A 14,955-nucleotide genomic window follows, 5' to 3' on the forward strand; every position below is an offset into this window, starting at 1 on the left:
ACATCAGCTACGGCGAGTATCGACAGCCGCAATTGCCGGACGGGAAACCAAAGCAGTCTGATGCCGTATAATTTTAGACCCGGTGTCTCCAGGCTTGCCCGCATTTGCCAACCCTTGCCAGCCTACCCGGCCGGCACTCTCCGTCAGCCGATCAGGCTAGCCCGCAAGCACCTTGCCGCCGCGCCACACCGCCCGTTGCCTATTGAAAGCTTGAAATGAACGATACCGTGATCCCTGCCCTGTCCCCCACCGAAGCCACCTTGCGCGCCATCATGGCGCGCCGGATCATGATTCTGGACGGCGCCATGGGCACGATCATTCAGCAATACAAGCTCGACGAAGAAGCCTACCGCGGTGGCCCGCAAGGCCGCTTCATCGATTTCACGGCGCCCGCCGACAGTGGCGCACGCGAACTGTTCGTCAAGGGCAATAACGAGTTGCTGACCCTGACCCAGCCGCACATCATCCAGGAAATCCACGAACGCTATCTGGCAGCCGGCGCCGACCTGATCGAAACCAATACCTTCGGCGCCACCACGATCGCCCAGGACGATTACCACATGGCCCACCTGGCCTATGAAATGAATGTGGCAGCAGCCAAGCTGGCGCGCGCAGCCTGCGATAAATATTCCACGCCAGACAAACCACGCTTCGTCGCCGGCGCCCTGGGGCCCACGCCGAAGACAGCTTCGATCTCGCCAGACGTCAACGACCCCGCCGCGCGCAATATCACCTTCGACCAGTTGGTGGCGTCCTACCTGGAACAGACGCGTGGCCTGGTAGCCGGCGGCGCGGATGTCTTGCTGGTGGAAACCATTTTCGATACGCTCAACTGCAAGGCAGCCCTGTTCGCCATCGACCTGTTCTACGAGCAAAACCCGGAGGTGGTGCGCCTACCCCTGATGATTTCCGGCACGGTGACCGATGCTTCGGGCCGCATTTTGTCGGGCCAGACGGTGCCGGCCTTCTGGAATTCCGTGCGCCATGCGAAACCGCTGACCATCGGCCTGAACTGCGCACTCGGTGCGGCCCTGATGCGTCCGTACGCGGAAGAACTGTCGAAGATCGCCGACACCTTTGTCTGTATCTACCCGAACGCGGGCTTGCCCAACCCCATGAGCGATACGGGCTTCGACGAGTTGCCAGCCGACACGTCCGCCCTGCTGCGCGAATTCGCCGATGCGGGTTTCCTGAACATGGCCGGCGGCTGCTGCGGCACCACGCCCGAGCACATCGCCGCCATCAGCGAGTTGCTGTCCAAGAACACGCCGCGCACCGTGCCAGCGCCCTCGCACGACCTGCGCCTGTCCGGCCTGGAACCGTTCGTCGTCAATGACGAGTCCTTGTTCGTCAACGTGGGCGAGCGCACCAACGTCACGGGCTCGAAGGCGTTTGCACGCATGATCCTCAACGAACAATACGACGAAGCTTTGTCCGTGGCGCGCCAGCAAGTGGAAAACGGCGCGCAGGTGATCGATATCAATATGGACGAGGCCATGCTCGATTCGCTGGCCGCCATGACGCGCTTTTTGAACCTGATCGCCTCCGAACCGGATATTTCACGCGTGCCCATCATGGTCGACTCGTCCAAATGGTCGGTGATCGAGGCAGGCTTGAAATGCGTGCAGGGCAAGGCCATCGTCAACTCGATTTCCATGAAGGAAGGCGAAGCGGAATTCCTGCGCCAGGCCAGATTGTGCCGCCGCTATGGCGCGGCCGTGATCGTCATGGCCTTCGATGAAAAAGGCCAGGCCGACACCTTCGAGCGCAAGATCGAGATTTGCGCGCGCGCCTATCACTTGCTGGTCGACGCGCTCGATTTCCCGCCGGAAGACATCATTTTCGATCCAAACATCTTTGCCGTGGCGACCGGTATCGAAGAGCACAACAATTACGCCGTGGACTTTATCAACGCGACGCGCTGGATCAAGGAAAACCTGCCGTACGCGAAAATCTCGGGCGGCGTGTCGAACGTGTCCTTCAGTTTCCGTGGCAACGACCCAGCCCGCGAAGCCATCCACACGGTCTTCCTCTACCATGCCATCAAGGCCGGCATGACCATGGGCATCGTCAACGCGGGCATGGTGGGCGTGTACGACAACCTCGATCCGGAATTGCGCGAACGCGTGGAAGACGTGGTACTGAACCGTCGAGAAGACTCGACCGAACGCATGATCGAATTTGCCGGCACCCTGAAAGCGGGCGGCAAGGCGGAAGCGCAAACCCTGGCCTGGCGCGAAGGCACGGTACAGGAACGTTTGTCGCATGCGCTGGTGCATGGCATCACGCAATTCATCGTGGAAGACACGGAAGAAGCGCGCCAGCAATTGCTGCACAATGGCGGCCGCCCGATCCACGTAATCGAAGGTCCGCTGATGGCCGGCATGGATGTGGTCGGCGACCTGTTTGGCCAGGGCAAGATGTTCCTGCCGCAAGTGGTGAAATCGGCGCGCGTGATGAAGCAGGCCGTGGCCCACTTGATACCGTTTATCGAAGAAGAAAAGCTGTTAGAGGAAAAGCGCACCGGCATCGTCGCCAAGCCCAAGGGCAAGATCATCATGGCGACCGTGAAAGGCGACGTGCATGACATCGGCAAGAATATCGTCACCGTGGTCTTGCAGTGCAATAACTTCGAAGTGGTGAACATGGGCGTGATGGTGCCGTGTTCGGAAATCCTGGCCCGCGCCAAGGTGGAAAACGCCGACATCATCGGCTTGTCGGGCTTGATCACGCCATCCTTGGAAGAAATGGCGTATGTCGCCAAGGAAATGCAGCGCGACGAACATTTCCGCATGCTCAAGATTCCCCTGTTGATCGGCGGCGCCACCACCAGCCGCGCCCACACGGCCGTCAAGATCGCGCATAACTACGAAGGCCCCGTGATCTACGTGCCGGACGCCTCGCGTTCCGTGTCAGTGGCGCAATCGTTGCTGACGCCGCAACAGCGCGACAAATACGTGGAAGAAATCGAACTCGATTACGCACGCATCCGCGAACAGCACGCCAACAAGAAGGCGCTGCCCATATTGCCATTGGCGCAGGCGCGTGCCAACCGCATGATCGTGCCGTTCGATGGCGCCAGCACGCCCGTGAAACCGAAATTCATCGGCCGGCGCCTGTTCAGGAATGTCGATCTGGCCACCCTGGCAAACTATATCGACTGGGGTCCGTTCTTCCAGACGTGGGACCTGGCCGGCCCCTTCCCCGCCATCCTGACCGATGAAGTGGTGGGCGACGCGGCCACCAAAGTGTATGCGGAAGGCCAGGCCTTGCTCAAAAAACTGATCGACGGCCGCTGGCTGACGGCCAATGGCGTGGTGTCATTGCTGCCCGCCAATACCGTCAACGATGACGATATCGAAGTCTATACGGACGACACGCGCACCACCGTGGCGTTTACTTACTATGGCACGCGCCAGCAAGGCGTGAAACCCATCGTCGATGGCGTGCAGCGGCCAAACCAATGCCTGGCCGACTTTATCGCGCCGAAGGACTCGGGCATCAAGGATTACATCGGCATGTTTGCCGTCACGTCCGGGCTAGGCATCGAAAAATATGAAAAGCGCTTCGAAGATGCGCACGACGATTACTCGTCCATCATGCTCAAATCGCTGGCCGACCGCCTGGCCGAAGCGTTTGCCGAATACCTGCACGAGCGCGTACGCAAAGACTTGTGGGGCTACGCGCCCGACGAGCACCTGAGCAACGACGACATGATCGCCGAAAAATACGTCGGCATCCGCCCCGCCCCCGGCTACCCTGCCTGCCCCGAGCACACCGTCAAACGGGAAATGTTTGAGGTCATGCAAGCCGAGGAAATCGGCATGCTGCTGACCGAATCGTATGCCATGTTCCCCGGCGCGGCCGTGTCCGGCTTTTACTTTGCCCACCCCGAGTCGAAATACTTCGTGGTCGGCAAGATTGGCATGGATCAGGTAGAAGACATGGCCAAGCGCCGCAACGCCAGCATCGACGATGTCGAACGCTGGCTGGCGCCGAATTTATCCTGATCTTTGTTGCCAGCGGCGCGTGGAACTTTCTGCGCGCCGCAGACACTAACGCAGTATGCCGGTCGGCATGCTGCATGCCCGCTCCGGCCCGTTCACTCAACGTCAAGGAGCTACCATGGCAAACAATTTCACATTCAAACGCTGGCAGGATCAGGTGATCCTGCTGCTGGGCCTGTGGCTGATCGTGTCGCCATGGGCATTTTCCTATCCCGACGGCTCGGCGCAGATGCTCAACGCCATCATCTCGGGCCTGGTAATCGCCGTGCTGGCCGCCTTCGATTTGTACAAGACTTACTTCTGGGCCGTCGTCGTCAATCTGCTGGTGGGCGTCTGGGTCGCCGTTTCGCCATGGATATTACAGCTGGCCAATCAACGCGTGATGATGTGGAACGAGCTGATCGTCGGCATCGCCGTCGCCATCCTGGCGCTGTGGGAACTGCGCACCGACCCCGAACTGCACAAGCACTGGCCCGGTGCAGCCGCATAAGTAAAAAGCCCCGCTGGACAATGCCGGGCGGGGCTTAAAATGCATATTACGAACGCCCTCAGAGAGCGTATCTGACGACGTTATCGCTCCATTCGTAGGCAGCCATTTCCAGTTCGACCAGGTCGTCCGGCGACATCGCCAGGTCGCGCAGGGTCGGCACGATTTCGCCTTCCAGGTCTTCGATGCGCTCGATGCATTCGGCCAGGCGCAGTAGGTCGCCATAGAAACCACTGCGCGACAGCAAGGCTTCGCCCACTTCCTCTATCACTTCGATCTGGGAAAGGATTTCCGACATCGGCACGCCGAACAGGGTATCCATCAGCGACATGATGCCGACCGTAAAGGCGATGTCGGCAGAGTGCGCGTGGTTGGGACGTAGCTTGTGGGCCAGCAATTCCAGCAGACGGCCGCGCGTGGTGGCCAGCATCAGCAGTGGCGTCATGCTATGGCCGCGCTTGCTTGGCTCAGCGTACAGCATGATTTGCAGCCAGCGCTGCAGTTGGCGGCGGCCCAGCACGGTGACAGCCTGGCTCAGCGAATCGATGCGCTGGCGCGCGCCCACGGCTGGCGTATTGACCAAACGCAACAGATTCAGGGCCAGCGAGACGTCGCGCTTGATGGCGCGCTCGATATCCATATTGTCGGCGTCGGAGGTGACCAGGGTCATCAGCTCCATCACGGCCAATTGTGACGGCGACAGTTTTTTACCAGTGATAATGGCGGGCTTGGCGAAATAATAGCCTTGGAAATAATCGAAGCCCAGGTCCAGGCCCGTCTTGAATTCTTCGCGCGTTTCAACCTTTTCGGCCACCAGCTTTTTCTGTTCCTGCTTGAAGCGGGGCGCCAGGCTGGCCAGCACTTGCGGGTCAACGGTGCGCATGTCCATCTTCACGTAGTCCACCAGCGGCAGCAATTGCTGCACCTGATTCGTGTCCGAGACCACATTTTCCAGCGCAAAGGTGTAGCCGTGGCCCACCAGCTCGCTGATGCGCGTGCGCAGTTCCGGCGTCACCGTCATCGACTCGACGATTTCCAGCACTACTTTTTCGCGCGGCAGGAAAACAAAGATATCGCTCATGATCACATCGGCATCGACATTCACGAAACCGAGTGCATCGCCGATGACCTTTTCCATGCCCAGCTGCGAGGCATGCGCGATCACGGCAGCGGTGGCGGACAGGTCGCTGCTAATATTGGCAGGACCGACCGGGGCGTTGCGGAATAGCAACTCATAACCGAACAGGGCCTGGTTACGGTCCAGTATCGGTTGGCGGCCCAAATAAAACTCGCGTACACGCAAGGGCTTGGGAGAAATATCGTTGCTGGAAATATCGATCATTAATTAGTCATCAATCACGTCGAGTGACGCCGGCCTTGCCTCATGCGCCCGCATCTAGGTTCAATATTGACAATACTTTACCGGAATTTATTTGTTTCGGATGTATTTTGGCAGCAATTGCTACTATTGTCGTCAACAAATTATGCGGATCACCGCTCCTGTACTGCCCCATCGACAAATAACTTCAATTCGCCCGGCGCAAATGCCGTCCATGACTCATTGGTGGTCAAAGGCTGGGTAACAATGACGGCGACCCGGTCCTGTGGCGTGGTGACCTGGGAAAAGTCCACGCTCAAATCATTGTCAGATAGTTTAGCAGTGGGAAACGGATGCTGTCGCACCAGATAGTGCAAGCTGGTAGAGCAATGGGCAAACAGCGCTTCGCCGCTGGACAACATCATATTGAAGGTGCCATGGGCAGCGATGCCAGGTAGCAGCTCGGCCAGTGCCGTGTGCAGCTGCGGCAAATCTGGCGGGGCATCGCCAAAGCGCGCGTGCAGTTCTTGCAGCAGATAGCAAAAAGCCCGTTCGCTATCGGTGCAGCCGACGGGGCGGTAGCTGCCCGTCAGCACGGGATTAAAATCTTTCAGGTCGCCATTATGGGCGAACACCCAGTAGCGGCCCCACAGTTCGCGCACGAAAGGATGGCAATTTTCAAGCGCCACCTGGCCTTGCGTAGCCTTGCGGATATGCGCGATGACATTGCGTGACTTGATGGGATAGCGTTTGATCAGTTCAGCCACCGGCGAGGCGATGGCTGCCTGGTGGTCGACAAAATGGCGCACGCCGGCGCCTTCGAAAAAAGCGATGCCCCAGCCGTCATGGTGGGTATCGGTCTGGCCGCCACGCATGGCGAAGCCGGTAAAACTAAACACAATGTCGGTAGGGACATTGCAATTCATTGCTAGGAGTTGGCACATGGTCTGTTTGCAGCGAGGTAACGCCACCACCATACCATGCCCGCTTGCCAATTGGTATGGTGGCGATCGCCATCAAACAACGTCACCTTAGTGCAGCAGCACGGGCTGGCTCATCAGGGAGTCGTAGCTGCCCAGGAATTCATCGATCTCTTCCATGCTGGGCTCGCTGGCGATCAGTTCCGTGACATCGCGGCGGAAGTTTTGCGCCAGCACGCCGGCGATAAAGGTTTCGCGCTTGCCGCCCTTGTCGACGATTTCATAACCGCCAAAACGCAAGGCTTCAAGCTCCCGGTCGGCGCCGAATTCGACGACGCTATATTGCTCGCTGTTATAGATCAGGTTCATTTTGCGTCCTTCGCTCAAGCAGGAGAAACTCCTGCGGTTTCAGAACTGAGGTGGGGTCCACCCGGCGCCATTTCAAGCGCCACACCCATCTCTACGGGTCACATTTTGTAACGAGATGCAAGAACGATCAAAGTAATGAGCAACGGTTTATGTCAGTAGCAGATCTTGCTCCAGCGCCAGCCAGACGTCGTAGGGACTGGCGGACAGCCAGGTGCGCAATTGTTCGATATGCGTGGCGTCTGCCAGGCTGATGAACAGGCGCGAAGGTGGATGGCGCAGGAGACGATTCAATGTTACACGCAATACCAGATTGCCGCTGCAGCACAAACAGCCTGGTGCAATACGCAACAGTTGCAAGGGTAACGATGAAGAAGGAGAAATTTGCTCGGCCAGGTCGGCCAGTATCGAGTTACCAGTCGCCATGCCTTCCAGGATGACTGCGGTGGCTTCTTCGGGCATCCAGGCTTGCGCAATGGCGGCCTCGCGCTCAATGGCGCGCCCGCCGCTGACCAGGGTCAGCCGCGTGGCGCGCTGGGGGAGATTACTCAATGTGAATCACACCGTTTATCACAACATGAGTCACAGGTTTTTCTTGGCCAGCTTGCCCGGTTCTACGCCCAGCTGTTTCAGCTTGCGGTACAAATGGGTACGCTCCAGGCCCGTTTTTTCCGCCACGCGCGTCATGCTGCCGCCTTCACGGCCCAGATGGTGCTCGAAATACATGCGCTCGAAGGCGTCACGCGCTTCACGCAAGGGCAGGTCAAACGACAGATTATAGCCATGGCCTTCTGCGGCCACCGGCGCTGCGATGCCAGGACGCACCATCATTTGCTGTGGCGCACTGCCGCCAAAACTGGGCGCTGGGTGGTGGCTGCTTTCCTCGACCGGCGCCGGTATGGCGGGACGTGGCGCAACGCTCGGGGCACGGACGGTTTCCTGGGCCCGCGTCAAGCCTTGCTGGACTGCTTTCAGCAGCTTTTGCAGGGCAATCGGTTTTTCCAGGAAGTTGAGCGCACCGATGCGTGTCGCTTCGACGGCGGTATCGATGGTGGCATGGCCCGACATCATGATCACGGGCATGGTCAGCAAGCCATCGCGCTGCCACTCCTTGAGCAAGGTGACGCCATCGGTATCGGGCATCCAGATGTCCAGCAACACCAGGTCGGGTGCACCGGCCGCACGGGCCTCGCGCGCCTGCTGCGCATTCTCGGCCAGCTGGATCGCATGTCCTTCGTCGCCCAGTATCTCCGAGAGCAACTCACGGATACCCATTTCATCATCCACTACGAGTATGTTTGCCATTCGTGTATTGCCTTCCTCATTTCGCCGCCCCCCGCACACAACAGGCGCACGGCGGACAGCTATGATTTTATTAGTGTTTTAAATACTAAACCAGACTTCCCGTACAGCAAATGCTAGGCCGGGGTGTCGGGAGCTAACTTTAACAGCAAAATGACCACGGAAGCGCCATTGCCGTCCTCGCGATTCTCGATATCGATGCGCCCCCCATGCTCATCGATGATTTTTTTCACCATCGCCAGGCCCAGACCCGTGCCACGCGCCTTCGACGTGACGTAAGGCTCGAAGGCGCGCGCCAGGATCTTCGGCGCAAAACCCAGTCCATTGTCGGTGATTGCCAGGCGCACGGCGATATTGACGCCGCCGTCCGCACTGCGATAATGAATTGCTTCCGTCCTCACGTCAATGCGGGGATGTGGGGAGTGCGGTGGCAACTCCGCCATGGCGTCCTGTGCATTCTGCAGCAAATTGTGGATTACCTGGCGCAATTGCGTGGGATCGCCCATCACCAGCGGCAGATTCGGCGCCAGTTGCGGGTGGATGATATCGCCATCATCGCCACGCAAATACAGGTTCAGGATTTCTTCGATCAATTCATTCAAGTGCAGCGGCGCCAGTACGGCAGGCGGCGTGCGCGCATAGTCGCGGAAATCGTCGACCATGCGCTTCATCGCATCGACCTGCTTGACGATGGTGCTGGTGGCGCGGCCCAGCAAATCGGCATCGGGCTGCTCCAGCTTGCCTTCCAGTTTCATCTGCAGGCGCTCGGCCGACAGCTGGATCGGCGTCAGCGGATTCTTGATTTCATGCGCCAGGCGGCGCGCCACCTCGCCCCAGGCGATCGAACGCTGGGCGGAAATCACGTCCGAAATATCATCAAAGACGACGATATAGCCGCTACCCGATTCCAGCGGCAAACGCGAACCGCGCGCCAGCAGGGTGATATCGTGCTCATCGGTGGTGCTGCCCATGCGGCGCGGAATTTCAATCTGCTGCTGCCAGTGCAGGCGCTGCAAATTGCGGCCCGAGGCCGATTGCGCGCTCTGCGCCGTGAAGGCGTTAATGATGGCTTCGCCAAACACTTCCATTCCAGCAATACTTGCCAGTGGCAAGCCCACCATGCTGATGCCCGAATGCTGCAAGATGCGCTCGACCGACTCATTGCAGGTCACCAGTTTGAAGTCGCCATCGAGCACCATCACACCTGCCGACATATTGGCCAGCACCGATTCCAGGTGGGCCTTGGCATTTTGCAGCGCGGCGCGGTTGCTTTCGACCGAGGTGCGGGCATCGAGCAACTGGCGCGTCATGATGTTGAACGACTGCGTCAGGGTGCCCAGTTCATCCTTGGTGGCGACGATGGGGCGCGGCGACAGATCGCCTTCGGCCACGGCGCGCGTGCCTTCGGCCAGCAGCAGCAAAGGCTGGGCCAGCTTGCCGGCGATCAGGAAGGCACTGCCGATGGCGCCAAAAATAGCCAGCAGCAAGGTCAGGGTGAGGATTTCGATATACATCTTGCGCAGTCCCACGCGCGCGACGAACCGTTCCTTGTATTCGCTGTAGGCGGCGCGCAGCATTTCGCCGTTCGTGGCCAGCTTGGGCGGCACCGATTGCAACAATTGCAGATAACGCGGCGATACGGATGGCCCCGGCACAGCCACCAGCACGCGCAGGCGCAGGCTGGCGGCCGCATCCATGGCTGTCGGCGGCGGCCGCGTGGGGCCAGGTTCCATGCTTTCATCATGCAATTCCAGGCCGCCCTCGGCGGACGCATAGCCAGCCGGCAAGGCTGCCTGCGCCAGCATGGCCGGCGTCGGCAAGTCCGCCTCGCTGTGCGGGCCAGCGCTGGCCATCAGCACGCCATCGCCGCTGACCAGCATGACATTTTGCATGCCCTCTTCGCGTAGCAGGCTGGTCAGCACAACAGGCACGGCGGCCGGATCGCCCGCCAGTTCCTCGACCACCTTGTGGCCGCGCTTGTCCAGTTCCACCAGCGCCGTATCGAGCGCCTCGCGTCCCAGTTCCACGCCAGAAAACAAGGCCGACTCAATCTTGACGTTGAACCATGATTCGATCGAATGGGAAACGAATTGCACCGACACGAAGAAAATCACCAGGCCGGGCAAGATGCCGACGATGGCGAACAGCATCACCAGGCGCGCCATCAGCTTGGAGCCGAACTTGCCGCTCTTGTAGCGGGCATACAAACGGCCCAGCGAAATGCCGACCAGGGTCAGCAACGACACAGCCACCGCCGCGTTCAAGCCCAGCAGCCAGGAATAATAACGGTCAAAGAAGCCGGAATTGTCCGAGGCGGACGCCAGCAGGAAGAGCAGGATACTGACAATGCCGCCGCCCACCACCAGCAGATAGCGCAATGCTTGTGTCACTACTCCGCCGTATACAAGAAGGTTTTTTTATTCGACGCCAGACGCCAGTCGCTATTATTGAAGGCGTTGACCTGGATCGGCTTGGGCAGGTAGTCACGGTCCATGCCCATGCGCAAAGTGACGTTATACGTCTGCCCCGGCTTCAGCGCACCGCGCGGCGCCACCAGCCAGCGGCTGGGCCGCCGGATCAGGAATAGCGCATCATCGAGACTGGGGAAGCTTTGCTGCAAGCCGCCGATGGAGACGTGGTATTGCCGGGTCAGCACGTTATACGACAGCCGGCTGGTCTGGCGCGCCACGATGGCTTTTTCATCGAACCAGTACCAGCGGGGCCGGGTCAGCTCGATTTCCGTGGTGAAAAACAGCGGCACACCATGCTGCACGGCGTCATCCAGATCGTGATTCAGATCAAAGGAATAGGCGGCAGCCAGCTTGTAACCATCTTCACCGGACTCGATATAGGCGCGCGTGATCTCAACCACATCCGCGGCATGCGCACGTGGCATCAGACATGCCAGCATCAGCAGCAAGGCCAGGAGTCGGAAGAGTCGTTTTGTCACAAGTGTGCCGGTGTAGTCCGTAGGAAAAAAATCGACGTATCGTTCAAGCCGCATTTTTTTGGAATAGCGCATAGAACAAACCGTCATGGTCCTGTTCCGCGCTGCCGGTGGGCAAGAGCTGGCCAGGGGCTGTCAAACGGGTCGCATTATTACGTACCGCAAAGGCCGCCGCTTGCGCTTCGGACTCTTGCGGCCACAAAGAGCAAGTCACGAACAGCAATTTACCATCGGGGCGCAGCATCTGCCACAGGTTGTCCAGGATTTTCGATGAAAGTGTTGCAAGTTGGAACGCGTCACCCTTGCGGCGCAGCCAACGGATATCGGGATGGCGGCGCACGATACCGGACGCGGTGCACGGTACGTCGGCTAGAATGCGGTCGTATTGCTGGCCATCCCACCACGCGTTTGATTGCGCATCCTGCGCCTTCAAGGTCGCAGTCAAGCCCAGCCGTTCAAGGTTTTCGGCGATGCGCGGCAAGCGCTTGGCGTCCGCGTCGATGGCGGTCACTTGCACGTCAGCCATCTCCAGGATATGGCAAGTCTTGCCGCCCGGCGCCGCGCAGGCGTCCAGCACGCGCATGCCATCTTGCAAGTCCAGCAAGGGAGCAGCCAGTTGCGCGCCGGCATCCTGCACCGACACATGGCCTTGCTCAAAGCCGGGGATCAGGTGCACGCCGATCGGTTTTTCCAGGCGCACGGCAAACGGCCCCACCTGGCGCGCCGCGATGCCGGCCTCAGCCAGCACGGCCAGATACGCTTCCACCGTGCTCTTGCGGCGGTTCACACGTAAGGTCAGTGGTGGCGCAGCATTGCCTGCGGTCAAAATTGCTTGCCAATCGCGTGGGTACGCCAGGCGCAAGGAATCGATCCACCACTGCGGATAGTTCCATTGTGCCAACGGTTGCTGCAAGGCTGCTTCCAGCAAGGACTTGCGTTCACGCAAGAAACGACGCAGCACCGCATTGACCATACCCTTGGCGTGCGCCAGGTCCGGATGCGACGTGGCCACCGTGACGGCCTGGTCCACCACCGTGAATTCTTCATACGGCTGCTCGCCCGGCTCGGGCGACATCAAGGACAGTGCACAGCACAGCAACGCGGCCAGCATCGGCGGCTCAGGCGCCTTGGACGTCATCAAGCCGACCAGCGTTTCGCTGCGGCCCAGCTGACGCATGGTACGGTAGGAAATATCCTGGATCGCGCCGCGCGCCTGCGGGCTGGCGTTCGATTGCGTAAACACCTTGGCCAGCGCTTGCGGCAAGGCGGTGCCGGTGCGCACTTGCGCCACCGCATTGGCGGCGCCCAGCAGGCAAAATGCCAGCGAATCGGCGCGCAGATCAGGCTGGAAGCCAGGCTGCAAGACGGGTTTCAAATCGGGATGGTAGCTGGGGCGCAATTTCGGCGCCGTCGCCGGGCCTGGCGCCGGCTTGGTTTTCAGTTTCAGCGTGGGGCGCTTGATCATAGAGTATCCGGTGTGGCTACGCGCGGCGGGCAGCATGGTGGCACTCGCGGCCGCGCGTCATCAATAAAGGGTCGATTGTAGCGTTTGTGGCGCGCTCTGAACCAGACGATTGCAGCGATCCGGGTAATTTGCGGCAAAAAACTGCATATATACAAGCAGAACAACAAGCGATGATGTTTTCTCGCATCGCTGTCAAATAGAAAAAATGCCAAACAAGCAATGTCGATGCCAGCATGCCGCTCTGATAAGATAGTGAAAAACACCAGCACACGGGCGCCATGCGCTTGCGTATTGTTCCTGACAGCAAACCAGTATAATTAAGCTGTCCGGGCGGCGGCGCATGCCAGCCGTCCGTTTGCTTTTGTTGCACCTTGTTGCTACATCCTTATTCATTCTATTCATTCTTAACGCGGTTCCGCCGCCATCCTGCTCATGCTCGCCCAACAGAAACAAGAAATCATCGCCCTGTTCCAGGCCGCCCTCGCTCCCGTCCTGGCCGGCACCTCGCTGACGCCAATCGTGGTGCTCGAGCGACCCCGCGATGCATCGCATGGCGACGCCGCCTGCAATATCGCCATGCAACTGGCCAAGCAGCTGAAACAGAATCCGCGCGAACTGGCACAAACCATCGTCAACGCCGTGCTGGCCAATCCGGCCGGCAAAGGCTTGATCGAAGCGGTGGAAATCGCCGGTCCCGGCTTCATCAACGTGCGCGTCTGCGCCGCCGCCAAGCAAGCCGTGGTCAAGACCATTTTGGCTGAAGGCGATCGCTATGGCCGCAGCACGGCAGGCGCAGGCAAGCAAGTCATCCTGGAATTCGTCTCGGCCAATCCAACCGGACCGCTGCATGTGGGCCACGGCCGCCAGGCAGCCCTGGGCGACGCGCTGTCGTCGCTGTTCGACGCGCAAGGCTATCAAGTGACGCGCGAGTTTTACTATAACGACGCCGGCGTGCAGATCCAGACCCTGGCCAATTCCGTGCAGGCGCGCGCGCGCGGCTTCAAGCCCGGCGACGCCGAATGGCCAGAGTCAGCCTACAACGGCGACTACATCGCCGAGATCGCCGAAGACTTCAAGGCCGGCAAGACCGTATCGGCCAGCGATGGCTTGCCCGCCACGGCCAATGGCAACGTGGACGATATCGATTCGATCCGCCCGTTCGCCGTCACTTACCTGCGCAACGAACAGGACATCGACCTGCAGGCCTTCGGCGTGAAGTTCGACAATTACTACCTGGAGTCTTCGCTGTACGCCGATGGCAAGGTCAACGCCGCCGTGGAAAACCTGGTCAAGGCCGGCCACACCTACGAGCAGGATGGCGCGCTGTGGCTGCGCACCACCGACTATGGCGACGACAAGGACCGCGTGATGCGCAAGACCGACGGCGGCTACACCTATTTCGTGCCGGACGTGGCTTACCACCTGGTGAAATGGCAGCGCGGCTACCACCAGGCCATCAACATCCAGGGCAGCGACCACCACGGCACCATCGCCCGCGTGCGCGCCGGCCTGCAAGCGCTCGACATGGGCATTCCGCAAGGCTACCCAGACTACGTGCTGCACAAGATGGTCACCGTGATGAAAGACGGCGAAGAAGTGAAAATCTCCAAGCGCGCCGGCTCCTACGTCACCGTGCGCGACCTGATCGAATGGTCGGGCGGCGGCGATATCGCCAAGGGCCGCGACGCAGTGCGCTTCTTCCTGATCTCGCGCAAGGCTGACACCGAATTCGTGTTCGACGTCGACGTGGCCCTGAAAACCACCGATGAAAACCCGGTGTATTACGTGCAGTACGCGCATGCGCGCATCTGCCGCATCCTGGAAAACTGGGGCGGCGATGAAAGCACCATTACCGGTGCCGACCTGTCTGCATTGACGGCGCCGACCGAAGCGACCTTGCTGGCGACCCTGGCCTCCTACCCGGAAATGCTGGCCCGCGCGCAAAGCGAACTGGGGCCGCACCAGGTGGCGTTCTACCTGCGCGACCTGGCCGCCAACCTGCACAGCTTCTACTTCGCCGAAAAAGTGCTGGTCGAAGATGAAGCCGTCAAACTGGCCCGCCTGGCGCTAGTGGTGGCTGCACGCCAGGTGCTGCGCAACGGCCTGGCACTGATCGGCGTATCCGCGCCAACCAAAATGTAAT

11 protein-coding genes are annotated in these 14,955 nt (G+C 59.8%); 3 read left to right on the top strand and 8 right to left on the bottom strand.

Annotation, left to right across the window (positions count from 1 at the left end; translation table 11 throughout):
• Positions 1 to 215: 215 nt before the first annotated feature.
• Positions 216 to 4,010 (top strand): methionine synthase, encoded by a 3,795-nt coding sequence (gene metH / locus HDE75_RS21390; RefSeq protein ID WP_183680266.1) that lies wholly within the window; start codon positions 216 to 218, stop codon positions 4,008 to 4,010.
• A 115-nt stretch (positions 4,011 to 4,125) separates the two neighbouring features.
• Complete coding sequence (locus HDE75_RS21395) at positions 4,126 to 4,497, top strand: SPW repeat protein (protein WP_183680268.1); 372 nt, start codon at positions 4,126 to 4,128, stop codon at positions 4,495 to 4,497.
• 58 nt (positions 4,498 to 4,555) lie between these two features.
• On the opposite strand, the gene HDE75_RS21400 is transcribed toward HDE75_RS21395, so the two are convergent.
• The 8 genes from HDE75_RS21400 to rsmB form a co-directional block, all read right to left on the bottom strand.
• Positions 4,556 to 5,836 carry an EAL and HDOD domain-containing protein gene (locus tag HDE75_RS21400; RefSeq protein WP_183680270.1) on the bottom strand — a complete coding sequence of 427 codons (1,281 nt, stop codon included), beginning with the start codon at positions 5,834 to 5,836 and terminating at the stop codon, positions 4,556 to 4,558.
• 149 nt (positions 5,837 to 5,985) lie between these two features.
• On the bottom strand, positions 5,986 to 6,756 hold the full coding sequence (locus HDE75_RS21405) for a class II glutamine amidotransferase (RefSeq protein ID WP_183680272.1): 771 nt from the start codon (positions 6,754 to 6,756) through the stop codon (positions 5,986 to 5,988).
• A gap of 87 nt (positions 6,757 to 6,843) precedes the next feature.
• On the bottom strand, positions 6,844 to 7,101 hold the full coding sequence (locus tag HDE75_RS21410) for a BTH_I0359 family protein (RefSeq protein WP_183680274.1): 258 nt from the start codon (positions 7,099 to 7,101) through the stop codon (positions 6,844 to 6,846).
• Positions 7,102 to 7,248: 147 nt separating this feature from the next.
• Positions 7,249 to 7,650, bottom strand: a complete 402-nt coding sequence (locus HDE75_RS21415; protein ID WP_183680276.1) for an SRPBCC family protein — start codon at positions 7,648 to 7,650, stop codon at positions 7,249 to 7,251.
• Between the two features lie 30 nt (positions 7,651 to 7,680).
• Positions 7,681 to 8,403 (bottom strand): response regulator, encoded by a 723-nt coding sequence (locus tag HDE75_RS21420; protein ID WP_183680278.1) that lies wholly within the window; start codon positions 8,401 to 8,403, stop codon positions 7,681 to 7,683.
• A gap of 113 nt (positions 8,404 to 8,516) precedes the next feature.
• Positions 8,517 to 10,790 (bottom strand): sensor histidine kinase, encoded by a 2,274-nt coding sequence (locus HDE75_RS21425; RefSeq protein ID WP_183680280.1) that lies wholly within the window; start codon positions 10,788 to 10,790, stop codon positions 8,517 to 8,519.
• Positions 10,790 to 11,296: a DUF4390 domain-containing protein gene (locus HDE75_RS21430; protein WP_260174238.1), complete on the bottom strand. Its 507-nt coding sequence runs from the start codon at positions 11,294 to 11,296 to the stop codon at positions 10,790 to 10,792. Before HDE75_RS21430 ends, HDE75_RS21425 begins: the two co-directional genes overlap by 1 nt.
• 97 nt (positions 11,297 to 11,393) lie before the next feature.
• Positions 11,394 to 12,812, bottom strand: a complete 1,419-nt coding sequence (rsmB, locus tag HDE75_RS21435) for a 16S rRNA (cytosine(967)-C(5))-methyltransferase RsmB (RefSeq protein WP_183680282.1) — start codon at positions 12,810 to 12,812, stop codon at positions 11,394 to 11,396.
• Positions 12,813 to 13,244: 432 nt separating this feature from the next.
• On the opposite strand from rsmB, the gene argS reads away from it, so the two are divergent.
• A complete protein-coding gene (gene argS / locus HDE75_RS21440) occupies positions 13,245 to 14,954 on the top strand; it encodes an arginine--tRNA ligase (RefSeq protein WP_183680284.1) in 1,710 nt (569 codons plus the stop codon).
• Position 14,955 lies beyond the last annotated feature (1 nt).

The sequence above is a fragment of the Janthinobacterium silvisoli genome, assembly GCF_014200725.1.
Lineage (GTDB): Bacteria > Pseudomonadota > Gammaproteobacteria > Burkholderiales > Burkholderiaceae_D > Janthinobacterium.

What these genes read in the sequence shown, in the direction of transcription:
- metH (WP_183680266.1), top strand. Translation starts at nt 216, where the DNA reads ATGAACGATACCGTGATCCCTGCCCTGTCCCCCACCGAAGCCACCTTG.
- HDE75_RS21395 (WP_183680268.1), top strand. Translation starts at nt 4,126, where the DNA reads ATGGCAAACAATTTCACATTCAAACGCTGGCAGGATCAGGTGATCCTG.
- HDE75_RS21400 (WP_183680270.1), bottom strand. Translation starts at nt 5,836, where the DNA reads ATGATCGATATTTCCAGCAACGATATTTCTCCCAAGCCCTTGCGTGTA.
- HDE75_RS21405 (WP_183680272.1), bottom strand. Translation starts at nt 6,756, where the DNA reads ATGTGCCAACTCCTAGCAATGAATTGCAATGTCCCTACCGACATTGTG.
- HDE75_RS21410 (WP_183680274.1), bottom strand. Translation starts at nt 7,101, where the DNA reads ATGAACCTGATCTATAACAGCGAGCAATATAGCGTCGTCGAATTCGGC.
- HDE75_RS21420 (WP_183680278.1), bottom strand. Translation starts at nt 8,403, where the DNA reads ATGGCAAACATACTCGTAGTGGATGATGAAATGGGTATCCGTGAGTTG.
- HDE75_RS21430 (WP_260174238.1), bottom strand. Translation starts at nt 11,296, where the DNA reads ATGCCACGTGCGCATGCCGCGGATGTGGTTGAGATCACGCGCGCCTAT.
- rsmB (WP_183680282.1), bottom strand. Translation starts at nt 12,812, where the DNA reads ATGATCAAGCGCCCCACGCTGAAACTGAAAACCAAGCCGGCGCCAGGC.
- argS (WP_183680284.1), top strand. Translation starts at nt 13,245, where the DNA reads ATGCTCGCCCAACAGAAACAAGAAATCATCGCCCTGTTCCAGGCCGCC.